Genomic DNA, 26,223 nt, shown 5'->3' on the forward strand with positions numbered 1-26,223 from the left:
GGCGTCGAATCTACTGCAACGGGCGCGTCGGCGCCATCGCGGCGCGCCCTCGCCTTCTCTTACGCGCCAAGGCCAGCCGCCTTGCGCCCGTTCACGGCATCGGGAACGGGCGCGCTGCAATCCGGCAAGGCGCGCATGCCGATCCGCGCCTTGACCCGCCACCCGCGGGCGGACCACCCTGACGCGCGCCGTTCGCGCCGCCGAAAAAGCACTGGAAAGCCCATGCCCCCGAGCTCCGCCGCCGCGCTTCAGCCCGCGCCGACCAACAATCTCGATGCGTTCTGGATGCCGTTCACGGCGAACCGCCAATTCAAGAACGCCCCGCGCCTGCTCGTCGGCGCCAAGGACATGCACTACACCACCTCCGACGGCCGGCAGGTTCTCGACGGCACGGCGGGGCTCTGGTGCGTCAACGCCGGCCACGCCCGCCCGAAGATCGTGGAGGCGGTGCAGCGGCAGGTCGCCGAGCTCGACTACGCGCCGGCCTTCCAGATGGGCCACCCCAAAGCCTTCGAGTTCGCGGCGCGGCTGACCGCGCTGGCGCCGAAGGGCCTCGACCACGTGTTCTTCACGAACTCGGGCTCGGAGGCGGTCGACACCGCGCTCAAGATCGCCCTCGCCTACCAGAAGGCGCGCGGCGAAGGCGGCCGCTTCCGGCTGATCGGCCGCGAGCGCGGCTATCACGGCGTGGGCTTCGGCGGCATCTCGGTCGGGGGAATCGTCACGAATCGCAAGACCTTCGGTCCCGGCCTGCCCGGAACCGACCACCTGCGCCACACCTACGACCGCGAGCGCAACGCCTACTCGCGCGGAATCCCGGAGCATGGCGCCGAGCTCGCCGACGACCTCGAACGCCTCGTCGCGCTGCACGACGCCTCGACCATCGCCGCCGTGATCGTCGAGCCGGTCGCAGGCTCGACCGGCGTGGTGCTGCCGCCGAAGGGCTATCTCGAGCGGCTTCGGGCGCTCTGCGACAAGCACGGCCTGCTGCTGATCTTCGACGAGGTCATCACCGGCTTCGGCCGCCTCGGCGCGCCGTTCGCGACCGACTGGTTCGGCGTGACGCCGGACATCATGGTCACCGCCAAGGGCATCACCAACGGCGTCGTTCCGATGGGCGCGACGTTCGTGTCCTCGAAGATCTACGACGTCTTCATGAACGGCCCCGAGCACATCATCGAGCTGTTCCACGGCTACACCTACTCGGCGCACCCGCTCGCCTGCGCCGCCGGCCTCGCGACCCTCGACACCTACGCCGAGGAAGGCCTGCTCACCCGCGCGAGCGAGGTCGGCGAGCGGTTCGCCGACGCGCTGCATGCGCTCAAGGGGCTGCCGCACGTGATCGACATCCGCAACATCGGCCTCGTGGGCGCGGTCGAGCTGGAGCCGATCGAGGGCCAGCCGACCAAGCGCGCCTTCTCCGCCTTCCTGAAGGCCTACGAGAAGGGCATCATGATCCGCACCACCGGCGACATCATCGCCATGTCGCCTCCGCTGATCATCTCGGAGGCGCAGATCGACGAGCTCGTCGGCACGCTCGCCGACGTGCTGCGCGAGATCGACTGACATGGCCATGCCCCCGGCGCGTCCTGCGCAGAGCAAGCCCTCGCCGAACGAAGGCCCGATCCGCAGGGACGAGGACCGCCCCCTGAGCCGCGCCGCCTTCTTCGGCTGGGGCCTCGGCTTCATCGCGCTGATCGCCCTGTCCGTGGTCGGGCTCGGCCATAGCCCGCAGATCCGCGGCGCGGCCAACCCGCAATACTGGGCGGTCGTCGCGCTCGTCGGCGCGGCGGTCGCGGCCGCCGTGATCATGCTGGCGAGGTCCGCGGCCGCGACCCGCCTCGGCGACGCCGCGCGCCGGCTCGGCGTGGCTCTCGGAACGATCGGGCTCGTCCTGTTCCTGTGGGAAGCGCTCGCCGTCGGCCGGGGCCTCTCGCCCTCGCCCGTCGGCATCGCCGCGACCCTGCTCGGCTACTAGAACGAAAGCCCCGCCTCCATGGCTGCTCCGACGACCCACAACCTCGCCGTCGACGGCCGGCGGCTCTGGGAGACGATCCACGAGACCGCGACCTTCGGCGGCACCCCCAAGGGCGGCGTGCGCCGGCTGACGCTGACGGACGAGGACCGGCAGGTGCGCGACTGGTTCCGCTCGGCCTGCGAGGCGCTCGGCTGCACTGTGACGATCGACGACATGGGCAACATGTTCGCCCGCCGGTCCGGCCGCCGCGACGACGTCGCGCCGATCGCCTTCGGCTCGCATCTCGACACCCAGCCGACCGGCGGCAAGTTCGACGGCGTGCTTGGCGTGCTGGCCGGGCTTGAGGTTCTGCGCACCCTGCACGACGCCGGCTACGAGACCAGCGCGCCGCTGGAGCTCGTGAACTGGACCAATGAGGAGGGCTCGCGCTTCGCGCCCGCCATGCTCGCCTCCGGCGTTTTCGCCGGCGCGATCGCGAAGGAGACGGCGCTCGCCCAGACCGACCGCGAGGGCGCGACCTTCGGCGCCGAGCTCGACCGGATCGGCTATCGCGGCGAGGAGCCGTGCGGCGTGAGGGCGTTCTCCTCCTTCTTCGAGCTGCATATCGAGCAGGGCCCGATCCTCGAGGACGAGGACAAGATGATCGGCGTCGTCGAGGCGGTTCAGGGCATCCGCTGGTACGAGCTGACGCTCGTCGGCCAGGACGCCCATTCCGGCGCGACGCCGATGCGCCTCCGCCGCGACGCGCTGGTCGGGGCCGCGCGCGTCGTCGCCGCCGTCGACCGCATCGGCCGCGCGCGCCCGGACTGCGTCGGCACCGTCGGCCTGATGGAGGTCAAGCCCAACTCTCGCAATGTCTCGCCGGGCGAGGTCTTCCTCACCGTCGACTTCCGCTCGCCCGACGACGCCAAGGTCGCCGCGATGGAGAGCGATCTGATCGCGGCGGTCGCTGAGATCACGTCGGACCTTGGCCTCGAGGGCGCGCCGGTCCGCATCTGGGACCAGCCGGCGACGATCTTCGACGCGGAGTGCGTGGCCGCGGTCGAGGCGGCCGCCAAAGCCTTCGGGCAGGGTTCGCGGCGCATGGTTTCGGGCGCCGGACATGACGCGGCCTATGTGGCGCGGGTGGCGCCGACCGCGATGATCTTCGTGCCGTGCAAGGGCGGGATCAGCCACAACGAGGCCGAAAGCTCCACGCTGGAGCAGTGCGCCGCCGGCGCCCAGGTTCTGCTCGACGCCGTCCTTCGCTACGACCGGAAGTTCGGCTAAGCTGACGTCTTCGCCAAGAGGCAAGGATATGGCGTTCGCCTTCGATACTTTGGGATACGCAAGGCATCTTGAGAACGCTGGCGTCGGCCGGTCATAGGCGGAGGCGCACGCTGAGGCCGTGAGAAGTTTCGTGATGGTCGAACTCGTCACCAAATCCGATCTCATATTGGCGACCGATCGGATCGACTCTGATCTTACGCGGATCGGCGACCGGATCGACGCCGACATGAAAATCCTGCGCGCCGAGATGGCGACGTCTCGCTCCGAGACCGAACGCCTGATCCAGGCCCAGACGATCCGCCTCGGCGGGCCGGTCGTCGTGGCGGTCGGCGCGTTGGCGGCTCTTCTCAGGTTGACCTGACGTCGCGGGACCTTCGTCGCCGTTGTCCCGTTCTCCGCCGTCTGCTACCGCTCTGTCATTCGCTTCGGCGTCCTTCGGGACCTCTGAGGGAATCCGGTGGGAGGCGCCTCGGCGCTTCGAATCCGGAGCTGCCCCCGCAACTGTGAGCGGCGAGCGGCGCGCCAAGGACCATGGCCACTGGGTTTCGACCTGGGAAGGCCGGCGCGACCGCCGCGACCCGCGAGCCAGGACACCTGCCGGAACCGCGAGCAACCGCCAACGCCCTCGGTGGGAGGGCACGAAAAGGCTTGAACCCATGTCGCACGCCGATCTCCGTTCGTCCGCCGCCCCCGCCGCGGGCGCCTCGTCGCGCGCGGTCTCGATCGTCGCCGCCTTCCTGTTCGGCGTCATCATCATCGGCGGAACGGGCTTCGCGCAGATGGCCGTGGCGCACAACGCGGCCCACGACCATCGGCACTCGATCGGCTTCCCCTGCCACTGAGGCCGGAGCCGACATCGTGAACCTTTTCCGCACCATCGTTCTGGTGGCGGCGCTGGTGGGGCTCGGCTCCGGCCTGGTGCTGACACTCGTGCAGCATTTCAGCGTTCAGCCGCTCATCGTTCAGGCCGAAGCGTTCGAGTCCCAGCGCGACGAGGCTGCCGCCCCCAAGCCGCACGACCACGCGGCCTCCGGCGAGCACGACCATCTGGCCGCCGTAAAAGCCGACCTCGCCGCGCAGAAGGCGCATGAGGCCCACGCCCACGATCCCGACGCCTGGGCGCCCGCCGACGGCGCCGAGCGCTTCGGCTGGACCGTCGCCGCCAACGTGCTGAGCGCGGTCGGCTTCGCGCTGCTGCTCGTCTCCGCGAGCGAGCTCAAGGGCGGCCTGACCTCGTGGCGCGAAGGCCTGTTCTGGGGTCTCGCCGGCTTCGCCGCCTTCACCCTCGCCCCCTCCATCGGCCTGCCGCCAGAGGCGCCCGGCGTCACCGGCGCGGCGCTGGAGGCCCGGCAGCTGTGGTGGATCGGCACGGTGGCCGCCACCGCGCTCGGTCTCGCGCTGCTCGCCTTCGGCCGTTCGCCCGTGTTGGCCGTCCTCGCGGTCGCCCTGATCGCCGCGCCTCACGTCGTCGGCGCGCCCCAGGCCGACGAGCCGCCGGCGATCCCGCGCAAGCTGGAGCACGACTTCGTGGTGGCGGTGATCGTGACCGGCTTCGTGTTCTGGGCCGCGCTCGGGGCGCTGGCGGGCGCGCTGCGTCCGCGCTTCGGCGGAGCGTGACCGTCCGGCTGTCGCTCGTCATCGGCGGCGCGCGCTCGGGCAAGAGCCGCTTCGCCGAGGGCCTCGCCGCCGTTCACGGTCTCGACCTCGTCTATGTGGCGACGGCCGAGGCTTACGACGACGAGATGCGCGACCGCATCGCCCGGCACCAAGCCGACCGCGCCGACCGCGACTGGCGCACCGTGGACGCGCCGCTCGCCCTCACTGAGGCTGTCGCGGCCGAAGCCGGCCCGAACCGCGCTCTGCTGGTGGACTGCCTCACGCTCTGGCTCAGCAACGTGATGCTGGCCGGTCTCGACGTGGAGCATGAGGGCGGCCGGCTGCTATCGGCGCTCGCCGCGGCGCGCGGCCCCGTCGTTCTGGTGTCCAACGAAGTGGGCTACGGCGTCGTGCCCGACAACGCGCTGGCCCGCGCGTTCCGCGATCATCAGGGCCGGCTGAACCAGCGCGTGGCGGCGATCGCCGATCGCGTAACGCTGGTGGCGGCCGGCCTGCCTCTCGATCTCAAGCTCCCAAAGGAGCCGCTATGACCGCCCCCCAGAAGATCCCAGCCACCGTCGTCACCGGATTTCTCGGCGCCGGCAAGACCACGCTGATCCGCCACCTCCTGCAGAACGCCGGCGGCCGCAAGATCGCGCTGATCGTCAACGAATTCGGCGACGTCGGCATCGACGGCGATGTGCTGAAGGCCTGCGGAAGCGAGGCCTGCCGGGAGGAGGACATCGTCGAGCTTGCGAACGGCTGCATCTGCTGCACGGTGGCCGACGACTTCGTCCCCACCATGGAGAAGATCCTCGCGCGGTCGCCGCAGCCGGACCACATCGTGATCGAGACCTCCGGCCTCGCGCTGCCCCAGCCGCTGGTGCGCGCCTTCCGCTGGCCCGAGATCGCGACCCGCGTGACCGTCGACGGCGTCGTCACCGTGGTCGACGGCCCTGCGGTCCGGGACGGCCGCTTCGCCCATGACGAGGAGGCGGTGGCGGCACAGCGCGCCGCCGATCCCAACCTCGACCACGAGGACCCGATAGAGGAGCTGTTCGAGGACCAGGTGCGCGCCGCCGATCTGATCGTGCTGCACAAGGCTGATCTGCTCGCCGCCGGCGACGCGGACGCCGTGAAGGCGCAGGTGCTGGAGCATGCGAGCGCGGGCGTGCGGGTGGTCTCCGCCGCGAACGGCGAGATCTCCGCCGACGTATTGCTGGGCATCGCCTCCGGCGTCGAGGACAAGATCGACGGCCGCCCGACCACCCACGAGATGGAGGGCGAGGTCCAGCACGACCACGACGACTTCGTGAGCTTCATCGCCAAGACGCCGGACGCCGCCGACGCCGCCGTGCTGGAGTCGCGTGTGCGCAAGGTGCTCGACGCCCACGACGTGTTGCGGATCAAGGGTTTCGTGCCGGTGGCGGGCAAGGCCGCGCGCCTTGTGGTCCAGGCGGTCGGAACCCGTGTGGACAGCTACTTCGACCGCCCGTGGAAGGACGGCGAGGCGCGACTAGGCCGGCTGGTGGTGATCGCCGAGAAGGGCGTCGACCAGGCCGCGATCGAGGCGGCGCTGGCGGGGTGAAGCGGATGCCGTCGTCCCGGCCGAGGCGTCAGCCGAGAGCCGGGATCGTCATCAGGCAGCGGCGCTCCGGCGTCATCCCCCGGCTTGTCCGGGGGATCCACTTCGCCACGAACGCTTCCGCGCCCGCGTGCGAACGTCGGGTCTGGATGCCCCGGATAAACCGGGGCATGACGATGCGTCTGCCGACCGCTTCCAGGATCGAGCTGATCCGCGACTCGGACCAAGGACTTCCAAACGCATGCATCTCCTGAAGGCTCAGGGACAGCCGATCGGCGACGGGACGGAGGCGGTCGACCTCGACCTGTCGCCGGCCGACGTCGTGATCGTGTCCGCGGCCGACACGGAGATCGCAGGCCTCGCCCGCGCGCATGCCGGTCTTGGAGCGGACGCGCCGTCGCTCAGGCTCGCGAGCCTGCAGAAGCTGCGCCACAACCTGTCGGTCGACCTCTTCCTTGAAAAGACGGTCGCGCGCTCGAAGCTCGTGGTGCTGCGGCTGTTGGGCGGCGAGGCCTACTGGCCCTACGGCGTCGACGAAACCGTGCGAATGGCGAAGCGCCATGGCGTCAAGCTCGCCGTGATGCCCGGCTGCCACAACGCCGATCCCGACCTGATCACCCGCTCCACCGTGCCTGTCGACGAAGCCGACCGGCTGTGGCGGCTGCTGGTGGAGGGCGGGCCGGCGAACCTCGCGGCAGCCCTCGACGCCTGCCGCGCCTGGGTCGACGGCGCCGCCGTTCGGGCTGAGCCGATCGCGACCGCCGCCGCGGACCTTTACTGGCCCGGCCTCGCCGCGCCTAATCTTGACGCCATCCGCGCTCGCTGGCCGGAGGGCGCCGACGCGGCGCCGATCGTGTTCTACCGCGCGCAGTATCAGGCCGGTGACGTCGCCGCGATCGACGCCCTGGTCGAAGCGCTCACGGCGCGCGGGCTTGGCCCCCTGCCGATCTTCGTGTCGTCGCTGAAAGAGGCAGCCGCCGCGGCCTTCGTGCGCGAGACCTTCGCGACTGTCCGCCCCGCCGTGGTGCTGAACACGACCGTGTTCGCGGTGTCGAAGCCCGGCGCGGCCTGGGCCGCGACGCCGCTCGATTCAGCGGACGCGCCCGTGCTGCAGGTGGCGCTCGCCGGCATGGACCGGCAGACCTGGGAGGCCTCCCCGCGAGGCCTCGGCGCGCGTGACCTCGCCATGGCGGTGGCGTTGCCGGAGATCGACGGCCGCATCTTCACCCGCGCCGTCGGCTTCAAGACCGCCGGCCGGTTCGACCCCGCGACCGAGACCGAGATCGTGGCCTTCGAGGCGGCGGAGGATCGGGTGGCCTTCGTGGCGGACCTCGCGGCGAACTGGGCGCGGCTGCGGAACACGCCGCGCGGAGAGCGCAAGGTGGCCCTGATCCTCGCCAATTATCCCACGGGGACCGCGCGCCTCGCCAACGGCGTCGGCCTCGACACGCCCCAGAGCGCCGCCGTGCTGCTCGGGGCGCTGCGGGACGCGGGCTACGCTGCGAATGGCGCGCCGGACAGCGGCGCGGCGGTGGTGGCGGACATGACGGCGGCGCTTGAGGCCTCCGCCCGCGCGGCGCCCCTGAGCAAGACCCGTCATTCCCCGTCTTGTCCGGGGAATCCAGTTTTGGCGTCGAGCTGTCCAGAAACCCTGGATGCCCCGGACAAGCCGGGGCATGACGCGCTCTATTCGGAAGCGACGCTCCTTCCCGTCACCAAGTACCGCCGCTTCCTCGCCGCGCTGCCCGCCGCCGCGCGAGACAAGATCGTCGGCCGCTGGGGCGCGCCCGAGGCGGACCCGAGCTTCGACGCGCAGGTCGGCGGCTTCCGGCTGGCGCTGCGGGCTTACGGCAACGTCGTGCTCGGCGTGCAACCGTCGCGCGGCTTCGACGTCGACCCCAAGGCCGCGCATCACGACCCCGACCTGCCGCCGCCCCATGGGCACCTTGCCTTCTACGTCTGGCTGCGCGAGGCCTTCGGCGTTCAGGCGGTCGTGCATGTGGGCAAGCACGGCAATCTGGAATGGTTGCCGGGCAAGGCGCTGGCGCTGTCGGCGGCCTGCGGGCCGGAGGTGGCGCTCGGCCCCCTGCCACATGTCTACCCCTTCATCGTCAACGACCCCGGCGAGGGCGCCGCGGCCAAGCGCCGGGCCTCGGCCGTCATCGTCGACCACCTGACGCCGCCGCTCGCCCGCGCGGAAGGAACCGCCGCTCTGCGCGAGGTCGAGACGCTGGTAGACGAATACGCCGAGGCGCAGGGGCTCGACCCGCGCCGGGCGGCGACGCTCGGAAAGGAAATCCTCGCCCGCGCCGCGAGCCTCGGGCTTGACCGCGACTGCGGCTTCTCCATCGCCGACGACCCGGACGACGCCCTGACCAAGCTCGACGCCTTCCTGTGCGAGGTGAAGGAGCTGCAGGTGCGCAACGGGCTGCACGTGTTCGGCCGCTCGCCGACGGGCGCGAAGCGGGCCGAGCTGCTGACGGCGCTGGTGCGGGCGCCCCGCGGCCCGCGCGCGCAAGACGCCTCGCTGACGCGGGCGCTGGCCGCCGATCTCGGGCTCGACGGATTCGACCCGCTCAACGCCGACCTCGCCGCCCGCTGGGACGGCCCGCGCCCCGCCGCGTTGGTCGAGGTTTCGACCGACCCGTGGCGCACGGCCGGGGATACGCTGGAGCGGCTCGAGCTTCTGGCGCTGGGGCTGGTGGAGGTGAGCGCGGGGCCAATCGCGCCGTCATCCCCCGGCTTGTCCGGGGGGGCCACCTCTCAAGCGCGCTCTACACGTGGACGGGCATGCGCCACGAACACGCTGGATGCCCCGGACAAGCCGGGGCATGACGATCGCATGTCGTCGACCGGCGCTGTCCAGCTTCCACGCTCCTCCGCCGTCCTGCGCGAACTTGCGACCGTCGTCGCCCCCCGCGTGGACGCCTCGGGGCCGGCGGAGATCGACGGCTTCCTGAGGGCGCTCGACGGCCGCTTCGTGGCGCCCGGACCCTCCGGCGCGCCGACCCGCGCCAGGCTCGACGCGCTGCCCACGGGCCGCAACTTCTTCGCGCTCGATCCGCGCTCCGCGCCGACCGAAGCGGCATGGCGGCTCGGCCGCGCGGCGGCCGACACGCTGTGCCGTCGGCACTATCAAGACCACGGCGAATGGCCGAAGCGGCTGGCGCTTTCCGCCTGGGGCACCGCCAATATGCGCACCGGCGGCGACGACATCGCCCAGGCGCTCGCGCTGCTCGGCGTCGCGCCGCAATGGGAGGCGGGCTCGTCGCGGGTGGTGGGGCTTGTCCCTCTGACGCTCGCCGAGCTGAAGCGCCCCCGTGTGGACGTGCTGTTCCGCATCTCGGGCTTCTTCCGCGACGCCTTCCCGTTCCAGATCGACCTGATCGACGAGGCGGTGCGCCTCGTGGGCGCCCTGCCCGAGGATGAAGAATCAAACCCCGTCGCCGCGCGGCTGAAGGCGGAGGCGGATGCGGGACGCGCCGGCCACAGCGTGTTCGGCGCGCGCCCCGGCGCCTATGGGACTGGCCTCGCGCCGCTGCTGGATCAGGGCGCGTGGGAGACGCGGGACGATCTCGGCCGCGCCTATCTCGCGGCCAGCGGCTTCGCCTACGCGCAAGGCGTGGAGGGCGCGCCGGACCGCGCCGCGCTGGAGGCCATGGCCCGCGCCGTCGACGGCGTGGTGCAGACCCAGGACGCCCGCGAATTCGACCTGCTTGATTCGGACGACGTGCACGAATTCGCCGGCGGCCTTTCGGCGGCGATCGAAGCGCTCAGAGGTTCGGCGCCAGCGCTCTACCACCTCGACACCTCGCGCATGGAGACGCCGGTCGTCCGCACTCTGAAGGACGAGATCGCGCTAGTGATGCGCGCCCGCGCGACCAACCCCAAATGGGTCGCCGCCATGCGCGAGCACGGCCACAAGGGCGCGGCCGAGATGCTGGCGACGGTGACCAATCTCTCGGGCTTCGCCGCCACCACCGATACGGTCGGCAGCCACCAGTTCGACGCGCTCTACGACGCCTATGTCGGCGACGAGACGGTGCGCGGCTTCATCGCGGAGGCGAACCCCGCCGCGCTCGCCGCCATGGCCCGCGCCTTCCTCGACGCAGAGCGCCGAGGCTTCTGGCGGCCGACCCGCAACAGCGCGATGGCTCAGTTGGAAGCGCTGGCGATCCCTCCCCTGTCCAAGGGGAGGGTGGACGGCGAAGCCGGCCGGGTGGGGTCCGCCGGCGGACTGCGCTCGACGTCGAAGACCCCACCCGACCTCGGCCTGACGGCCGAGGCCACCCTCCCCGCGCTGGCGCGCAAAGAGGGATGAAGGAGAGCCCGATGACCGAAGATCCCGCCCGCCACGCCGAGAAGATGAAGAAGCGCAAGGAGCATCAGGACAAGATCGTCTCCGAGCGGCAGGTCGAGAAAGGGCTGCTGATCGTTCACACCGGCAAGGGCAAGGGCAAATCCACCGCCGCCTTCGGCATGGCGATGCGCGCCATCGCCCATGGGCAGAAGGTCGGCGTGGTGCAATTCATCAAGGGCCCGTGGGAGAGCGGCGAGCGCGACCTTCTGCGCAAATTCCCCGATCAGGTCGAGGTGCACGCCATGGGCGAGGGCTTCACCTGGGAGACGCAAGATCGCGAGCGCGACATCCGCGCCGCCCGCGAGGCCTGGGAGATGTCGAAGCGGTTCATTGCGGACCCCTCGATCAAGATGGTGATCCTCGACGAGCTCAACATCGTGCTGCGCTACGACTATCTCGACCTCCCCGAGGTGCTCGCCGCCATCGCCGCCCGGCCCGAGGGTTGCCACGTGGTCGTCACCGGCCGCAACGCAAAGGACGAGATGATCGAGATCGCCGACCTCGTCACCGAGATGACCCAGGTGAAGCACCCGTTCCGCGACGGCGTGAAGGCGCAGGCCGGCGTCGAGTTCTGAGCGGCGGAAGCGTTCATGCCCCCCACCCCCGCCCTCATGTTTCAGGGCACCGGCTCCAATGTCGGCAAGTCGCTGATCGTGGCGGGGCTGTGCCGGCTGTTCGCGCGGCGAGGGCTGAAGGTCGCGCCGTTCAAGCCGCAGAACATGTCGAACAACGCCGCCGTCACCGCCGACGGCGGCGAGATCGGCCGGGCGCAGGCGCTGCAGGCCCGCGCCTGCGGTCTCGAACCTTCGATCCACATGAACCCGGTGCTGCTGAAGCCGGAGAGCGAAACCGGGTCGCAGGTGGTGGTTCAGGGCAAACGCCTCGGCTCCCATCGCGGCCGGGCCTATTGGAACCTGAAGCCCAGCCTGCTGCCGGCGGTGCTAGACAGTTTCGCGCGCGTGTCCGAGGGCGCCGATCTGGTGCTGGTGGAAGGCGCAGGCAGCGCGGCGGAGGCGAACCTGCGCGCCGTCGACATCGCCAACATGGGTTTTGCGAGCGCCGCGCAGGTCCCCGTGGCGCTGATCGGGGATATCGACCGCGGCGGCGTGATCGCGACTCTGGTGGGCACGAAGGCGCTGCTGTCGGACGACGACAACCGCCTGATCAAGGCCTTTTTGATCAATCGCTTCCGTGGCGATCCTCGCCTGTTCAATGAAGGCCTGCGCATCATCTCCGACCGCACAGGCTGGCCCTCGCTTGGCGTCGCGCCGTGGTTCGCGGACGCGGCCAAGCTGCCGGCGGAGGATTCCGAAGACCTCGCCTCCCGCGCCGGCCAACGCGACGGCGTGGTGCGGATCGCCGTTCCCGTGCTGCCGCGCATCGCCAATTTCGATGATCTCGATCCGCTCCGGCTCGAGCCTTCGGTCGCGCTTACGCTGCTCCAGCACGGCGCGCCGCTGCCGCCGGAGACCGATCTGGTGCTGATCCCCGGCTCCAAGGCCACCATCGCGGACCTCGCCGCCCTGCGCTCCTTCGGCTGGGACACGGACATCCGGGCCCATGCGCGGCGTGGCGGCCGAGTGCTGGGCTTGTGCGGCGGCTACCAGATGCTTGGCCGGGTCGTCGCCGATCCCGGCGGCGTGGAAGGCCCGCCCGCGCAGGCTGAGGGCCTTGGCCTGCTCGATGTGGAGACCGTGCTGGGCGCAGAGAAGCGCCTCGCCCGGGTGACGGGCGCGCACCGCGCGAGCGGCGAGCCTGTGGAGGCCTACGAGATCCACATGGGCCGCACGGACGGACCAGACACGAGCCGCGCGCCATTTGAGGTGGAGGGGCGCCCGGAAGGCGCCGCGTCGCCGGACGGCCGGGTGGTCGGGGCCTATCTCCACGGCGTGTTCGCGGCGGATGGCTTCCGCCGTGCGTTCCTCGCCGGCTTCGGCGCGACCGACGCCGGCTTCCGCTATGAGGCGACGGTGGACGCCACGCTCGACGCGCTCGCGGACCATCTGGCCGCGCATCTCGACGTGGAGCGCATGCTGGCGATCGCCCGCGCGGGCGTCTGAGGCGCCGGCCTTCAGGCGGCGAACAGCATCCAGATCGCGGCGACGACGACCGCGCCGAGCAGGCAGGCGGCGCGGAACAGGCCGAGCGCGCGGGAAATGTCCTCCATCCGTGCCGGGCCCCCACCCGCGTTCATATAGGGGTCGTCCACCTTCACGCCCGAATAGACCCGGGGCCCGGCGAGCGCGAGGCCGAGCGCCCCGCCCATCGCGGCTTCTGGCCAGCCGGCGTTGGGCGAGGCGTGGCGCGGCGCGTCCCGCAGCATGGCGCGCCAGGCGTCCCGCCACGGCCGGCCGGTGAGCAGGGCCGCGGCGACGATCAGCGCGCCCGAAAGCCGCGCGGGCGCGAGATTCACCCAGTCGTCGAACCGGGCGGAGGCCCAGCCGAAGGCCCGATGCCGCTCGGACCTGTGGCCGATCATGCTGTCGGCGGTGTTGATGGCCTTGTAGGCGATCAGTCCGGGAAGGCCGAGCGCCACGCCCCAGACCACGGGAGCGACCACGCCGTCGGCGAAGTTTTCGGCGCAGGATTCGATCGCCGCGCGGGCGACGCCGGCCTCGTCGAGCCGCTTGGGGTCGCGCCCGACGATCAGGGACACGGCCGCCCGCGCCGCGTCCAACCCGCCGGCGCGCCAGGCCTTCAGAACGGCGGCCACATGCTGGTGCAGGCTCTTCTGGGCGAGAAAAACGCTGGCGATCGCGCCCTCGATCACCATGCCGTAAGGCAGCCCGCGCAGCGTCCAGGAGAAGGCGAGGCCCACGGCGAAGGCGGCGGCGACGAGGACCACCAGCGTCCAGACGCCGCGTCTCCGACGCACCCTTTCGTCGAGCTCAAGACGGTTGAAGCGCGCGTCGGCCCAGCCGATGGCCCGGCCGATGAGCGCGACGGGGTGCGCGAAGCGCCGCCAGACCGCGTCGGGATCGCCGATGACGGCGTCGATCGCGAGCGCGATCAGGATCACGCCGGCGTTGTGCGCCAGATCCAAGGCTCAGACCGCCTCGCGCAGGGCCGCCGTCAGCCGCGCGAACGCCTCGTCCCCGCCTGGGATTCCGACGCGGATCTGGTCGGCGTGCTCTTCGAAAGCGCGCGTCCACACGCCTTGGCGGGCGAGCGCGGCGTGAATCTCCGTCGCACGGTCGTGGCGCGCGGTGCGGAACAGGTCGGTGCCGCCGATGATCGCGAAACCCGCATCGGTCAGCGCCTCGTCCAGCTTGAGCGCCTCGACCGAGAGCCTCAGCCGCATGCTCGATATCCACGCCACATCAGCGAGCGCCGCGCGCCCGGCCTCGATCGCAGGACCGGACACCGGCCACGGCCCAAGCTCTGCGGCGAGTTCGCTGATCATCTCCTCGTCGCCCGCTGCGAACCCTAGCCGTATGCCCGGCAGACCAAAAAATTTGCCGAAGGACCGCAGCACGACGACGCCGCTTCCGTTCAGGCGCCCGCCGTAGGCGATGTCCGGCGCCACGTCCGCGAATGCCTCGTCGATGACCAGCAATCCTTCGCGCGGCGCGAGTTCCGAGGCCAGCCGCGCCAGCCCCTTCGGCGACGACAGCCTGCCCGTGGGGTTGTTGGGGTTGACCACCACGACCACGTCGGTCTCGCCGACCGCGCGCACGGCCCTAACCTCGCGCACCTCGTGCCCGGCGCGGGCCCAGACGTAGACGTGCTCGCCGTAGGTCGGCCCGATCACCGCGACCTTCTTGCGATACCGCAGATAGGGCAGCAACTGGATCATCGCCTGCGAGCCCGGCCCAGCGACCACCGGCACGTCCGGCGACCAGCCATAGGCCTGACGCGCCGCGGCGAGCAGCTCTTCGACGTCCGCCTTCTGGGGCAGCCGAGTCAGGCTCGTGTCCGAAAACGCGGCGAGCGGATAGGAGTAAGGATTGACGCCTGTCGAAAGGTCGAGCCAACCATTCGCCGGGCGGCCATACTCCGCCTCGGCGTTCGCCAGGTCCCCACCATGCCGCATGCGCCGTTTCTCCGTTTCTCTGCCCAGACGTTGGGCAGTTTTGCATACGCGTCAACGCGACCGATAGGCCTGCTGCGGCGCACATTTTATCAAGAGCGGTGATGAACAACCCTGCCGTCAGCATCACGATCTGTCGGACGTGCCGTGCGGCCGGAGACGAGCGGCCCGATCCGCCGGGCGCCGCGCTCAGCCGGGCGACGGCCGCCAAAGTCGCCGAAACGAATGCGGCCGGATCGATTCAAGTCACTGCGATCGCTTGTCTTTCCGCCTGCTCGCGTGCCTGTTCGGCGACCGTCTCGGGCGACGGGAAGTTCAGCTATGTCATCGGCGGCCTGACCCCGGACGACGCGGGCGATCTCGTCGCCTTCGCCGAAGCCCACGCCGCAAGCGCCGACGGAATCCCGCCATGGCGTGCGCGCCCAGAGCGCATCCGTAAGAATACCATCGCCCGGCTGCCGCCTCACGGAACGCCCCATCCGCTTATCGAGCGGCCCTCCGCCGAGGCGACGCCCGAAGAGGCGAGCTGAAGCCTCAGCCGCCGTCGATGACGTGCAGGAACGAGCCGAAGACGGCTCCACGTCGAAGGCCGCAGGCGGAGCCGTCCTCCAGACGGAACAGGGAGTCGCCGCGCTCGGTGACCACCGACGCGTAATGGAACTCGTGCGCGCGATAGACTGCGCCGGCCGCGCCGAGCGGAGAGGACGCGTCCAGCGTCGCGAGGCGATAGCCGAGATGCAGCCGGCGGGCCGCGAACGAGGTTTCGAGCGGCAGGAGGCCCAGCATGGCGTGGCGGCGTCCGTCCGCGTCGACGAGGCCCTCGCCGAGCGTCATGTAGCCCCCGCATTCGCCGTAGATCGCCGCGCCCCGTTCCGCGGCGTCCCGCATGCCGTCGCGAAACCCCTGCGACCCGGCCAGCCGACCGGCCTGCAGTTCGGGATAGCCGCCGGGGAGATAGACCGCGTCGGCGAGCGGATCGGGCGCCTGATCGGCAAGCGGCGAGAACGGGATGATCTCCGCGCCGGCCGAACGCCAAGCGTCGAGAAGGTGCGGATAGGCGAAACGGAAGGCGACGTCGTCGGCGAGCGCGATGCGGACGCCGAGCGGCGGGACCGGCGACGGCCCGGCGTGCGAGGCGGCGCGCTCGGGCGAACGCGCCAGCGCCCGCAGCGCGTCGAGGTCCACATGGCGCGCGATCAAGGCGCCGGCGCGGGCGAGCAGGCCCTCAAGGTCGTCGGCCTCTTCCGCCTGCACCAGCCCCAGATGGCGGGACGGCGTGGCGATGTCCGCCCGACGCGGAACGGCGCCAAGCACGGGCATCTCCGCCTCCGCGCATCCTTCCCTTACAAGGGTTTCGTGCCGGGCGCTCGCAATCCGGTTGAGGATGACGCCGGCCACCTCGACGCCAGTTCCCCGCCGCCGAAAACCATCGGCGAGCGCGCCGACCGACTGGGCGGAGCCGGCCGTGTCCACCACCAGAACGACCGGCAGGCCGAGCGTCGCCGCGACCTCCGCCGTCCCCCCTCGTCCTTCTACTCCGGGCTCGGCGGCGCGGTCGAACAGTCCCATGACGCCCTCGACGACGAGAAGCTCCGCGCCGTCGCACGCGCCGGCGGCGAGCGCCAGAATGCGGTCCCGCCGCATCGCCCAGCCGTCGAGGTTCACGCAGGGCCGTCCCGCCGCCGCGGCGTGAAAGCGGGGGTCGATGTAGTCCGGCCCGATCTTGGCCGACCCTACGGCGAGCCCCATGTCGCGGAACGCCCGCAGCAGCCCGAGCGTGACGAGCGTCTTGCCCGAGCCGCTCGCCGGCGCCGCGACGACAAAGCCCTTGGTCATTCGGCGGCCGCGCCCTGCCCGACCGAGGCCGCCAGCCCCAGAACCGGCGCGAGCGCCGCGACCCCGCCGATGACGATCAGCACCGGCGGCTCGAGATCTCCCACGTCGGCGCGCTCCACGAGCCGCCCGAGCGTGGTCTGCACCACCCTTTGGCGCGGCGTGGTCGCCTGCGACACGACCGCCACCGGCTCGTCGCGCGGACGACCGGCGCCGAGCAGACGGGCCGCGATGACGTCCATCAGGCGGAAGCCCATGTAGACCACGAGCACGGGCGCGCCCGCGGACAGCGCGTCCCAGTCGAGCCGCGCGGACAGCGACCCGGACGCGTCATGCGCGGTGAGGAACGTAACGGCTTGGTTGACGTCGCGATGGGTGACCGGGATGCCGGCCGCGGCGAGCCCGCCGACGCCCGCGGTCACACCGGGGGCGACCCGGAACGGCACGCCGGCCGCGACCAGCCCCTGCGCCTCCTCAGCCCCGCGGCCGAACACATAAGGATCGCCGCCCTTCAGGCGAAGCACCCGCTTGCCCGCGCGAGCGGCCTCGATCAGGCGCGCGGTGATCTCCGCCTGCTTTGGGCTGGGGCAGCCCGCGCGCTTGCCGACGAAGACGCGGTCGGCGTCGGCGCGGGCGTAGGACAGCACGCCGTCGTTGACGAGAGCGTCGAAGAAGACGACATCGGCCTGCGCCAGCCCCCATGCCGCCTGCAGCGTCACGAGAGTCGGATCGCCCGGCCCCGCGCCGGCGAGCCAGACCATCCCCGGCGCGAATGGCGGCATTCCGGCTGTGAGAGCGGGGCTGAACGCGACCGGCAAGGACGGCGGCGGACGATGATCGAAAGGCGACGACATGCGCGGGACCATGGCGGTTCCCATTGCGCCGCACAATCCTGTGAGCCGTCGTCGTTTGGGGTGACGCCCGCCGGGAGGCCGGGAGCGTGACCCGTCCGCCACGCGCGCTGGTGCTCGGAGGCTCGACGGAGGGCTTCGCCGTCGCCGAACGGCTCGCAGCCCTCGGCGTGGATGTGGTCACCTCCTTCGCCGGCCGCACCGAGCGGCGCCGCGCGCCGGCCGGGCGCGTGCGAGTCGGCGGGTTCGGCGGTCCGGACGGACTGGCAGCCTATCTCGACGCCGAGAAGATCGCCGTCGCGATCGACGCCACGCATCCGTTCGCGGCCCGCATGAAGGGGAACGCGGCGGTGGCCTGCCGGGCGGCGGGCGTGCCGCTGGCGCATGTGGAGCGCCCCGCATGGGCTCCGGTCGCCGGCGACGACTGGCGTGAGGCCGCGGACGTGCGCGAGGCCGCGGCTCTGATCCCCGCGAGTCCGGGCCCCTGCCTGGTCACGGTGGGGCGGCAGGAGCTCGCGCCGTTCGCCGCCCGGACAGACCTCGTCCTGCTTCTCCGGATGATCGATCCGCTTGCGGCGCCTTTTCCCCATCCTCGGGCGGAAATCCTGCTCGACCGTGGCCCCTTCAGCCTCGAATCCGAGCGCGCCCTGTTCGAGACGCGCAACGTCGGTTCGGTGGTCGCGAAGAACAGCGGGGGCGCGGCGGCGGAGGCGAAGCTGACCGTCGCCCGCGAGCGTGGCCTGCCGGTGATCATGGTGCGCCGCCCGCCCCGCCCCGACGGGTGGACCTTCGCGACGCCGGAGGCCGCCGTCACATGGGCTGCGGCAAGGATCGGGCTTTGATCGCCTGGTCTGGGCCCGATTCCGGTTGCGCCGCGACGGCGGAACGCGCGAAGCATTCGCCCGTCCCACAGCGACGATCGGAACCCATGGCGGCTCGCCCCTCCTCTCCCTGGCTCACCGTCGTCGGCGTCGGCGAGGACGGTGAACTTTCCGCCGCGGCCTCGGCTGCGCTCGCGGCGGCCGCGCATGTGGTCGGCGGAGAGCGGCACCTTTCGCTCGTGCCGGCGTCGGCCTGCCCGCGCGCCGAACGGCGGGCGTGGCCCTCGCCGATGCTGCCGTTTCTGGACGTGGTCATGGGTTGGCGCGGCGAGGCGACGGTCGTGTTGGCGAGCGGCGATCCACTGCTTCACGGCGTCGCCTCCACCCTGCTCGGGCGCGTAAACCGCGAGGAGATGACGGTCCTGCCGTCCGTCTCCTCGCTTCAGCTCGCCTGCGCCGCGATGCTGTGGCCAGTGGCCGACGTCCGGCTCGTCACCGCCTGCGGCCGTCCGGTCGAAGCGCTCGCGGCCGAGCTTTTCGACGGCGAGCGCGTGATCCTGTTCTCGGCCGACGGCCGCACGCCTGCCGCCGCCGCCCGCCTGCTGGTCGCGCACGGATATGGCGGCAGCCGGCTGACGGTGCTCGAGCGGCTGGGCGGACCGCAGGCGCAAGCCCATGCGATGACGGCGCAGGACATGGGCGACCGGGCGTTCGACGATCTGAATACGGTGGCGATCGAGCTCGTCGCCGGTCCCGAGGCGCGGCTGCTGTCGCGCGCGCCCGGCCTTCCCGACGACGCGTTCGAGAACGACGGCCAGATCACCCGCCGCGAAATCCGCGCGCTCACCCTCGCCCGCCTCGCGCCGGCGCCCGGCGCGCTGCTCTGGGACGTCGGGGCCGGCTCGGGCTCGATCGGCATCGAATGGATGCGCGCCGCGCCGCGGGCCCGCGCGATCGCGCTGGAGCCGCGCGCCGATCGCGCCGAGCGCGCGCGCGGCAACGCCGCGAGGCTCGGCGTTCCGATGCTCGACATGCGCGAGGCCCGCGCGCCGGAGGGCCTCGCCGGTCTGCCCCGTCCGGACGCGATCTTCCTCGGCGGCGGCGCGACGGCGGAGCGGGTCGTCGAGATCTGCTGGGCGGCCCTGCAGCCCGGCGGCCGGCTGGTGGCGAACGCGGTGACGCTCGAAACCGAGGCGCGGCTCGTCGCGGCGCGGGCCTCCTTGGGCGGCGACCTGACGCGGCTTCAGATCGCGAACGCCGACGCGGTCGGCCGTATGACCGGCTGGCGTCCTGCGATGCCCGTCACCCAGTTCGCGGCGGTGAAGCCGCGATGACGGTCTATTTCATCGGCGCCGGCCCCGGCGATCCGGACCTGATCACCGTGCGCGGCCGCGACCTGATCGCCCGCTGCCCGGTCTGCCTCTACGCCGGCTCGCTGGTGCCGAAGGCGCTGGTCGCGCATGCGCCGGAAGGCGCCCGCGTGGTCGACACCGCGCCGCTCGATCTGGACGCGATCGTCGCCGAGTTCGAGGCCGCGCATGCGGCGGGTCTCGACGTGGCGCGCGTGCATTCCGGCGATCCGTCGATCTACGGCGCGACCGCGGAGCAGTTCGCGGCGCTCGCCGCGCGCGGCGTTCCCTACGAAATCGTGCCCGGTGTGCCGGCCTTCGTCGCCGCCGCCGCCCGGCTCGGCGTCGAGCTCACCGCGCCGGAGGTGGCGCAGACCATCATCCTGTCGCGGCTGTCGGGCCGGGCGTCCGCCATGCCGGAGCACGAGACGATCGAGGCCGTCGCGGCGTCGCGCGGCACGCTCGCGCTGCACCTCGCCGCGCGCCAGTTGCCGCGAATCGCGGCCGAGCTGACGCCGCTCTACGGCGCGGACTGCCCTGTGGCGCTGGTGGCGCGCGCGACCTGGCCCGACGAGCTCATCGTCCGCGGCACGCTGGGCGACATCGTGGAGAAGGCGGCGCCGCACGGCGTGGAGCGCACGGCGCTGGTGCTGGTGGGCCGGGCGCTCGGCGGCCCCGGCGATCGCGCCAGCGCGCTCTACGAAGCCGGGCGGCCGCGCCATCTCAAGCGAGAGCCGTGACGAGGGTCCCCGGACAACTGTTCTCTATCAGCCGAGCGCCAGCGTCTTTTCGAAGACGGTGAGGCCCGTGAGGCAGTCCTCCATCGCGCGGCGGGCGCGCGGGCGCGGACAGTCGAGCGCTTTCGCGACCGTCTCGAGGCGATGGTTCGGCACGTCCTTCACCCGCGTCTGAGCGAAACGCATCGCGCATACGGTGGTCGAGGGCGCGGCGAGGCCCGCGCGCTCGGCCTCGGCCATCAGGAAGGCGTGGTCGAACGGGATGTTGTAGGCCACCAGCGGCGCGTCGCCGACGAAGGCGAAGAAGCGCTCCAGCGCGTCTTTCGGCTCCGGCGCGTCCGCGAAGGCGGCGTCGTCGAGCCCGGTCATGGCCCGCACGAAGGCGGGGATGGCGCGATCGGGCTTCACCAGGCTCTGGAAGCTCGCGAGTTCGCCGGTCGCGCGATCGAAACGGAGCGCGGCGATCTCGATGACGCGGTCGCGCTTCGGCGTCAGGCCTGTCGTCTCCAAGTCGAAGAACACATAAGGCGTTTCGCCGGCGGCGATGCGTTCGAGTGGCGTCGACATATCTTCCTGTCTGGATTCCGTCATTCACAAGACGTTAGCCCTAAGCGTCGCCTCCTACGCAAACGGAAACAAGCGCGCCACCCTCCTTTTCCCCAAAAGGCGGCCGTGGCATAGCCACGCCCATGTCGCACAACACCTTCGGTCATCTCTTCCGCGTCACCACCTTCGGCGAAAGCCACGGCCCCGCGATCGGCGCGGTGGTGGACGGCTGCCCGCCCCGCCTGACCTTCACGCGAGACGACGTTCAGGCGGCGCTCGACCGCCGGCGTCCCGGCCAGTCGCGCTTCACCACCCAGCGCCGCGAGCCGGACGAGGTCGAGATCCTTTCGGGCGTGCTGGAGGACGAAGGCGGGCGGCTGACGACGACCGGCACGCCGATCGGTCTGCTGATCCGCAACGTCGACCAGCGTTCCAAGGACTACTCCAACATCGCCCGCAGCTACCGCCCGGGCCACGCCGACCTGACCTACGACCTCAAGTACGGCGTCCGCGACCACCGCGGCGGCGGCCGGTCGTCGGCGCGCGAGACAGCGATGCGGGTGGCGGCCGGAGCGATCGCGCAGCTTGTCATCCCCGACGTGACGATCCGCGCGGCGCTGGTGGCCATGGGCGAGATCGAGATCGACCGCGCGCGCTGGGACTGGGACGAGGTCGACCGCAACCCGTTCTTCTGCCCAGACCCGGTCGCGGCGAAGGACATGGAAGGCTATCTCGACGGTCTCCGGAAGGCAGGGTCCTCGATCGGCGCGGTGATCGAGGTCGAGGCGCAGGGCGCGCCCGCCGGGCTCGGCGCGCCGATCTACGGCAAGCTCGACGCCGACATCGCTGCGGCGCTGATGAGCATCAACGCGGTCAAGGGCGTCGAGATCGGGGCCGGCTTCGCCGCCGCGCGCCTGACGGGAGAGGCCAACGCCGACGAAATGCGCGCAGGACCGGACGGGAAGCCGACGTTCCTGTCGAACAACGCCGGCGGCATCCTCGGCGGCATCTCGACTGGCCAGAGCATCGTCGCACGTTTCGCGGTGAAGCCGACGTCGTCGATCCTGACGCCGCGCCGCTCGATCGACACGGAGGGCGCGGAGGTCGACGTCTCGACAAAGGGCCGGCACGACCCCTGCGTCGGCATCCGCGCCGTGCCGGTGGCGGAAGCGATGCTCGCCTGCGTGCTGGCCGACCACGTGCTCAGGCACCGCGGGCAGAACGGCTAAAAGTCGCTGCTCTTTTCACCGGTTCTTCGCGTTCTCGTTAAATCTAACGCGAGCGGAATGTCGTATAGGCCAGCACAACGTCGCCGAGCGAATGCGACGACGTTCCAACTTGAGAACCGCCGGCGCGGAAGCAGTCCCCGCGCCGGCGGCTTTTTGAGATCAAGCGCGGGGACGGCCTTCGAACAGGCTTCCGGCGACCTCGCGGACCGTCGGGGGCTTGCGGTCGACGAACGGCAGCGGCCGGCAGACCGCCATCGCGGCGAGACCCACGCGCGCGGTCAGCAGCCCGTTCAGCACGCCCTCGCCGAGCCGCGTGGACAGCTTCGCCGCCAGCCCATGGCCCAGCACCTGTTCCACCAGGCCGTCGCCCACCCCCATTCCGCCCGTCACCGCGAGATGCGCGCCGACGTGGCGGGCGAGCTTCAGGAAGCCGAGCGCGCCAGGACGTCCGCCGTAGATCGCGCCGACCCGGCGGATCAGGCGCATGGCCTCCACCAGCACCACGGCGACGTCGACCAGAGCGCGCGGCGAGATCGCGGTCACCACCGAAACCCGCTTGGCGGCGCCCGCGATGGCGCTCGTCGCCTGCGCGTCGAGTTCCGTCATGAGCTCGCGCTCGGCGATCTTGAGCCGGTCGGAACCGTCGATGATCTCGTCCCGGTGTGACGCGAGCGCGGCCCGCGCGCGCGCCGTCTCGGGGCGGGCGGCGTAAAGCGCGACGACCTCGTCGACCACCTTGCGCGCCGCCTTGGAGTCGTCGCTGACGTGCGCGGCTTCCGCTCCGGCGCGCAGATCCTCGATTCGCGCCAGCCGCATCAGCGCCGCCGCCTCGCGTAGGATGATCGCGAGGCCCGCAAGCGCGGCCACGCCGGCGAGCCCCAGCGCGAACCATCCGAGCCAGTCGGAGCGGGCGAACAGATCCTCGACGACGCGGGTCGCCCACAGGCCGAGCGCAAGGCTCGCCAGCGCGCCGAGAGCGCCCCAGAACAGCCCCCCGAGCGACACGCCGCGCCGGCTCTTCACAGGCGGCACGGCCGCCGGCTCGCCGGCGTGCTCGAACGCGTCAGGCTGCGACGTCAGCACCACGCCGCCGCTCGTGGCGACGGTCTCGTCGGGGGCCGCGAGCACCACGCCCGGATCGTTCAGGCGAAAGGCGGCGGGGCGGCGCGAAGGTCCCTGATCGGTCATCGGTTTCTCCTCACACCAGCGCGTCGCCGATGAGGAACTCGAGCGTGCGGTCGAGTCGGATGTGCGGCAGGTGCACTACGCCGCGTTCCGGGGCCAGCCGTGGCGGCCGGAACTTGACGAAGCGGATGTCGCCGGCGTCCTCGCTCACCGCCCGGCCGCGGTAGCCGCCGGCGCGCAAGGCCACTTCGGGGTCTTCCGGGAGGTCGCCCGGAAACACGGCGATTTCCTCGCGACCGTCGAACACCTGACCGTTCGACGCCTCCCCCGCCTCCGGCACGCCGACGATGACCGGCAGTTCCTCACGGCCCTGCTTCGCGCTCGCCTCGCGGGTCGCGCGCACCGAGGCGAGCGCGACGACGTCGACCGCGGCGCCGCCGAACTCAGCCCGCTCCAGAGCGCGGCCGACGAGCCGCCGCAGGATCGCCTCCAGACGGTCGTGGCTGGTGTGGTGCAGATGATCGGCCTTGGTCGCCGCGAACATCAGCCGATCGATCTTCGGCCGGAACAGGCTGGTAAGCCAGGAGTTGCGCCCGTGTCGGAAGGCCTCCAGCACGTCGGTCAGCGCGGTTTCCAGATCCGCGACCGCTTCGGGACCCGCGTTCAGCGCGGCAAGCGCGTCGACCAGCACGACCTGTCGGTCGAGACGGGCGAAATGGTCGCGGAAGAACGGCTTCACCACGTGGTTACGGTAGGATTCGTAGCGCCGCTCCATCATCGCCCACAGCGAGCCCGACGGAGCCTCGCCGTCCGGCGGCAAGACGAGCGGCGCGAACGTCAGGGCCGGACTCCCGTCGAGATCTCCCGGCATCAGGAAGCGGCCGGGCGGTAGCGTCGAAAGCGCGACCCGTTCGGCGCGGCCCGCGAGAAGATAAAGCCGGAACAGCTCGGCGGAGCGCCGCGCGGCGGCCTCGTCCTCGGGCGCCGCCGGGTCGAGCGTCGCAAGATGAGCGCGCCAGTCGGCGGCGAGCGGCGCGCGGATCGCGCCTTCCGCGGAGGCGAGCGTGCGCTCCGACCAGGTCCGGAAATCCTGCCCGAGAAGCGCGAGATCAAGCAGCCATTCGCCGGGGTAATCGACGATGTCGAGCGTCAGGCGACGTCCGGGTTTTTGCCGGCTCAGAAAGCCGGAGCGGCTCTCGAAATCGACCACCACGCGAAGCTCGGAGATCCGCCGGGTCGACTGCGGCCAGTGACGATCCGCTCCGGTCAATGCGGCGAGATGCGATTCGACCTCGAAGCGGGGAACGGCGTCGTCCGGCTGAGGAGCGAGATGCGCGCCGGCGATCCGCCCCTGCGCGTAGGCCCGGAACGCCGGCAGGCGGCCGCCATGGGTCAGCGCCTGCACCAGCGCGGTGATGAACACGGTCTTGCCGGCGCGCGAAAGCCCCGTGACGCCGAGCCGGATGGTCGGGTCGAGCGTGCTCGCCGCCGCGTCGATCAGACTGCGCGCCGCGATCCTCGCCTCATGAGCCAGTTGGTCGAACATCAATCGACGTCGAGGCCGAGAATCTTGGGCGTGACGAACCGGTCCAGGCGCGCCGAGCCCGGCGCCACAGCCTCCCAGGCGTCGAACGGCACGTCGAGCACGGCGATCGCGGCGGTGGGAAACTTGACGGACAACGCCCGCCGCGCCTCCGAATCGCCCGAGCCGGCCAGCCGCTCGGTGAGGTCCGCGAGCCCGGGATTGTGGCCTACGAGCATGAGCGTCTGCACCTCCTGCGGCGTGCGGCGAACCACCTCGAGCAGCGCCCGGTCGCCCGCCTCGTAGATCTCGTCCGTCAGTTCGGTCGCAGGCGCCGGCGTGAACGCCGCCCTGGCGAGATTCCAGGTCCGGGCGGCCCGCAGCGCGGTGGAGCAGACCACGAGGTCCGGCCGGAAGCCTCTGCCGGCGAGCCAGGCCCCCATGGGCCCTGCGGCCCTGCGGCCTCGCGGGGCCAGTCCCCGATCGTGATCGTCGACCGATGAGGACCAGTCGGACTTGGCGTGGCGGAACAGAATGAGGCGGCGCATGGGTCTCCAGAACATTCGACCGCGGCGCGCCCGCGGCGTCGTGGAGGTGGGGGATGGCCAATCGTTTGCCAAGGCTTCGAGGACCACGCCGCGGGCTCGGCGCTCGACTGTGTCCTGTTGTCCACGAGACCGGAATCCCTGTGGACGCAACCGAAACGATTCACCACCCGGTAACCCAGTCGGCCCTTTCATGAGGCCTACGGTGAACGGCGGATGAACGCCGCGTTCGGATCGAGTTCAAAGGGCCCCCGCCAAACTCCCGAACGTGGCGAAAAAGCCACTCGGAAGGGAAACCTTCAGAGCCATTCACCGGGGCTCCGCCGGCGCCCAAGTTTAGACACCGACGGAGCGTTATGAAATTGCATCCCGCAGCGTATCGGCGGGAGTGGAGTAGTAGTCATCATGTCGAGCATCATGGAACAGTACGAACAACGCGCGGGCGCTTCGCTCGCCCAGGCGATCGATGTCGCCCATCTCGCCCGCCAGACTCTTGGCGACCGGACCCTCGAGCGCGAAGTGCTCGAACTGTTCCGCCGCCAGGCGCGGATCCTGCTTTTCCGCTTCGAGGCGCTGACCAATCCGGCCGAGCGTTCGCAGATCGCGCACACGCTGAAGGGCTCCGCCCGCGGCATCGGCGCGACCCGCGTCGCCCTCGCGGCCGAAGAGCTCGAGCGCGCGGCGAACGCCGGCGAGCCGACCGGCAAGGCGCTGGCCGAGGTCGCCGAGTCGATCGCGGAAGCGACCTCCGCCATCGAGCTGCGTTTCGGTCTCGATCGCTGAGAACCGCCGTCCGCCCGCATGGCGGACGACGGTTCGGGGATCGGCCCTGACAGACGCCGCGGCG

The 26,223-nt window shown here is 71.4% G+C and carries 25 protein-coding genes and 1 riboswitch; of the genes, 17 read left to right on the forward strand and 8 right to left on the reverse strand.

Annotated elements, in window-relative coordinates; all coding sequences use genetic code 11:
• The first annotated feature begins 222 nt into the window (after positions 1 to 222).
• From aptA to PKE78_RS14425, 11 genes are all read left to right on the forward strand, one after another.
• Complete coding sequence (aptA, locus tag PKE78_RS14375; RefSeq protein ID WP_271201587.1) at positions 223 to 1,566, forward strand: omega-aminotransferase AptA; 1,344 nt, start codon at positions 223 to 225, stop codon at positions 1,564 to 1,566.
• Position 1,567: 1 nt separating this feature from the next.
• Positions 1,568 to 1,978: a hypothetical protein gene (locus tag PKE78_RS14380; RefSeq protein WP_271201588.1), complete on the forward strand. Its 411-nt coding sequence runs from the start codon at positions 1,568 to 1,570 to the stop codon at positions 1,976 to 1,978.
• Between the two features lie 18 nt (positions 1,979 to 1,996).
• Positions 1,997 to 3,247, forward strand: coding sequence for a Zn-dependent hydrolase (locus PKE78_RS14385; protein WP_271201589.1), 1,251 nt, complete (start codon positions 1,997 to 1,999; stop codon positions 3,245 to 3,247).
• Positions 3,248 to 3,380: 133 nt separating this feature from the next.
• The gene (locus PKE78_RS14390; RefSeq protein ID WP_271201590.1) at positions 3,381 to 3,608 is read left to right on the forward strand and encodes a hypothetical protein; all 228 of its coding nucleotides are present in this window, start codon (positions 3,381 to 3,383) and stop codon (positions 3,606 to 3,608) included.
• A gap of 51 nt (positions 3,609 to 3,659) precedes the next feature.
• Positions 3,660 to 3,863: riboswitch (cobalamin riboswitch) on the forward strand.
• Positions 3,864 to 3,903: 40 nt separating this feature from the next.
• Positions 3,904 to 4,089 carry a CbtB domain-containing protein gene (locus PKE78_RS14395; RefSeq protein ID WP_271201591.1) on the forward strand — a complete coding sequence of 62 codons (186 nt, stop codon included), beginning with the start codon at positions 3,904 to 3,906 and terminating at the stop codon, positions 4,087 to 4,089.
• A gap of 16 nt (positions 4,090 to 4,105) precedes the next feature.
• Positions 4,106 to 4,864, forward strand: a complete 759-nt coding sequence (locus tag PKE78_RS14400) for a CbtA family protein (protein ID WP_271201592.1) — start codon at positions 4,106 to 4,108, stop codon at positions 4,862 to 4,864.
• Positions 4,861 to 5,394, forward strand: coding sequence for a bifunctional adenosylcobinamide kinase/adenosylcobinamide-phosphate guanylyltransferase (cobU, locus tag PKE78_RS14405; RefSeq protein WP_271201593.1), 534 nt, complete (start codon positions 4,861 to 4,863; stop codon positions 5,392 to 5,394). Before PKE78_RS14400 ends, cobU begins: the two co-directional genes overlap by 4 nt.
• Positions 5,391 to 6,431, forward strand: a complete 1,041-nt coding sequence (gene cobW, locus PKE78_RS14410) for a cobalamin biosynthesis protein CobW (RefSeq protein ID WP_271201594.1) — start codon at positions 5,391 to 5,393, stop codon at positions 6,429 to 6,431. Before cobU ends, cobW begins: the two co-directional genes overlap by 4 nt.
• Positions 6,432 to 6,669: 238 nt before the next feature.
• Positions 6,670 to 10,749, forward strand: coding sequence for a cobaltochelatase subunit CobN (gene cobN / locus PKE78_RS14415; RefSeq protein WP_271201595.1), 4,080 nt, complete (start codon positions 6,670 to 6,672; stop codon positions 10,747 to 10,749).
• A complete protein-coding gene (gene cobO / locus PKE78_RS14420) occupies positions 10,746 to 11,363 on the forward strand; it encodes a cob(I)yrinic acid a,c-diamide adenosyltransferase (RefSeq protein ID WP_271201596.1) in 618 nt (205 codons plus the stop codon). The genes cobN and cobO overlap by 4 nt, the downstream gene beginning before the upstream one ends.
• A 15-nt stretch (positions 11,364 to 11,378) precedes the next feature.
• Positions 11,379 to 12,848 (forward strand): cobyric acid synthase, encoded by a 1,470-nt coding sequence (locus tag PKE78_RS14425; protein ID WP_271201597.1) that lies wholly within the window; start codon positions 11,379 to 11,381, stop codon positions 12,846 to 12,848.
• 11 nt (positions 12,849 to 12,859) lie between these two features.
• On the opposite strand, the gene cbiB is transcribed toward PKE78_RS14425, so the two are convergent.
• Both cbiB and cobD read right to left on the reverse strand, forming a co-directional pair.
• Complete coding sequence (gene cbiB / locus PKE78_RS14430; protein ID WP_271201598.1) at positions 12,860 to 13,831, reverse strand: adenosylcobinamide-phosphate synthase CbiB; 972 nt, start codon at positions 13,829 to 13,831, stop codon at positions 12,860 to 12,862.
• A gap of 3 nt (positions 13,832 to 13,834) precedes the next feature.
• Positions 13,835 to 14,821, reverse strand: a complete 987-nt coding sequence (cobD, locus tag PKE78_RS14435) for a threonine-phosphate decarboxylase CobD (protein WP_271201599.1) — start codon at positions 14,819 to 14,821, stop codon at positions 13,835 to 13,837.
• Positions 14,822 to 14,922: 101 nt separating this feature from the next.
• Here cobD and PKE78_RS14440 point away from each other — a divergent pair, with 101 nt between their 5' ends.
• Positions 14,923 to 15,348 carry a DUF1636 domain-containing protein gene (locus PKE78_RS14440; protein WP_271201600.1) on the forward strand — a complete coding sequence of 142 codons (426 nt, stop codon included), beginning with the start codon at positions 14,923 to 14,925 and terminating at the stop codon, positions 15,346 to 15,348.
• Between the two features lie 4 nt (positions 15,349 to 15,352).
• Here the strand turns inward: PKE78_RS14440 and PKE78_RS14445 are convergent, their stop codons facing one another.
• Together PKE78_RS14445 and cobA are read right to left on the reverse strand one after the other, a co-directional pair.
• Positions 15,353 to 16,654 (reverse strand): cobyrinic acid a,c-diamide synthase CobB, encoded by a 1,302-nt coding sequence (locus tag PKE78_RS14445; RefSeq protein WP_271201601.1) that lies wholly within the window; start codon positions 16,652 to 16,654, stop codon positions 15,353 to 15,355.
• On the reverse strand, positions 16,651 to 17,412 hold the full coding sequence (cobA, locus tag PKE78_RS14450) for a uroporphyrinogen-III C-methyltransferase (RefSeq protein ID WP_271201602.1): 762 nt from the start codon (positions 17,410 to 17,412) through the stop codon (positions 16,651 to 16,653). The genes PKE78_RS14445 and cobA overlap by 4 nt, the downstream gene beginning before the upstream one ends.
• A 179-nt stretch (positions 17,413 to 17,591) precedes the next feature.
• Between cobA and PKE78_RS14455 the strand changes: the two genes are divergently transcribed.
• The 3 genes from PKE78_RS14455 to cobM all read left to right on the forward strand — a co-directional run bounded on the left by PKE78_RS14455 (position 17,592) and on the right by cobM (position 20,412).
• Entirely contained in the window at positions 17,592 to 18,344 is a 753-nt protein-coding gene (locus tag PKE78_RS14455) for a cobalt-precorrin-6A reductase (protein WP_271201603.1), read from the forward strand.
• 86 nt (positions 18,345 to 18,430) lie between these two features.
• The gene (gene cbiE / locus PKE78_RS14460; RefSeq protein ID WP_271201604.1) at positions 18,431 to 19,657 is read left to right on the forward strand and encodes a precorrin-6y C5,15-methyltransferase (decarboxylating) subunit CbiE; all 1,227 of its coding nucleotides are present in this window, start codon (positions 18,431 to 18,433) and stop codon (positions 19,655 to 19,657) included.
• Positions 19,654 to 20,412, forward strand: coding sequence for a precorrin-4 C(11)-methyltransferase (cobM, locus tag PKE78_RS14465; protein WP_271201605.1), 759 nt, complete (start codon positions 19,654 to 19,656; stop codon positions 20,410 to 20,412). The genes cbiE and cobM overlap by 4 nt, the downstream gene beginning before the upstream one ends.
• A gap of 27 nt (positions 20,413 to 20,439) precedes the next feature.
• On the opposite strand, the gene PKE78_RS14470 is transcribed toward cobM, so the two are convergent.
• The gene (locus PKE78_RS14470) at positions 20,440 to 20,976 is read right to left on the reverse strand and encodes a 3'-5' exonuclease (RefSeq protein ID WP_271201606.1); all 537 of its coding nucleotides are present in this window, start codon (positions 20,974 to 20,976) and stop codon (positions 20,440 to 20,442) included.
• Positions 20,977 to 21,098: 122 nt separating this feature from the next.
• Here PKE78_RS14470 and aroC point away from each other — a divergent pair, with 122 nt between their 5' ends.
• Positions 21,099 to 22,184: a chorismate synthase gene (aroC, locus tag PKE78_RS14475; protein WP_271201607.1), complete on the forward strand. Its 1,086-nt coding sequence runs from the start codon at positions 21,099 to 21,101 to the stop codon at positions 22,182 to 22,184.
• 159 nt (positions 22,185 to 22,343) lie between these two features.
• Here aroC and PKE78_RS14480 read toward each other — a convergent pair whose 3' ends face one another.
• Genes PKE78_RS14480 through PKE78_RS14490 form a run of 3 tightly spaced genes read right to left on the reverse strand, consistent with a single transcriptional unit; the run spans position 22,344 to position 25,379 of the window.
• Positions 22,344 to 23,372, reverse strand: coding sequence for a YcjF family protein (locus PKE78_RS14480; RefSeq protein ID WP_271201608.1), 1,029 nt, complete (start codon positions 23,370 to 23,372; stop codon positions 22,344 to 22,346).
• A gap of 10 nt (positions 23,373 to 23,382) precedes the next feature.
• Entirely contained in the window at positions 23,383 to 24,855 is a 1,473-nt protein-coding gene (locus PKE78_RS14485; protein ID WP_271201609.1) for a YcjX family GTP-binding protein, read from the reverse strand.
• Positions 24,855 to 25,379: a SixA phosphatase family protein gene (locus PKE78_RS14490; RefSeq protein ID WP_271201610.1), complete on the reverse strand. Its 525-nt coding sequence runs from the start codon at positions 25,377 to 25,379 to the stop codon at positions 24,855 to 24,857. The genes PKE78_RS14485 and PKE78_RS14490 overlap by 1 nt, the downstream gene beginning before the upstream one ends.
• A gap of 402 nt (positions 25,380 to 25,781) precedes the next feature.
• Between PKE78_RS14490 and PKE78_RS14495 the strand changes: the two genes are divergently transcribed.
• Positions 25,782 to 26,159, forward strand: coding sequence for an Hpt domain-containing protein (locus PKE78_RS14495; RefSeq protein ID WP_271201611.1), 378 nt, complete (start codon positions 25,782 to 25,784; stop codon positions 26,157 to 26,159).
• Positions 26,160 to 26,223: the final 64 nt, after the last annotated feature.

The organism is Methylopila turkensis (assembly GCF_027922325.1).
GTDB classification, from domain to species: domain Bacteria; phylum Pseudomonadota; class Alphaproteobacteria; order Rhizobiales; family Methylopilaceae; genus Methylopila; species Methylopila turkensis.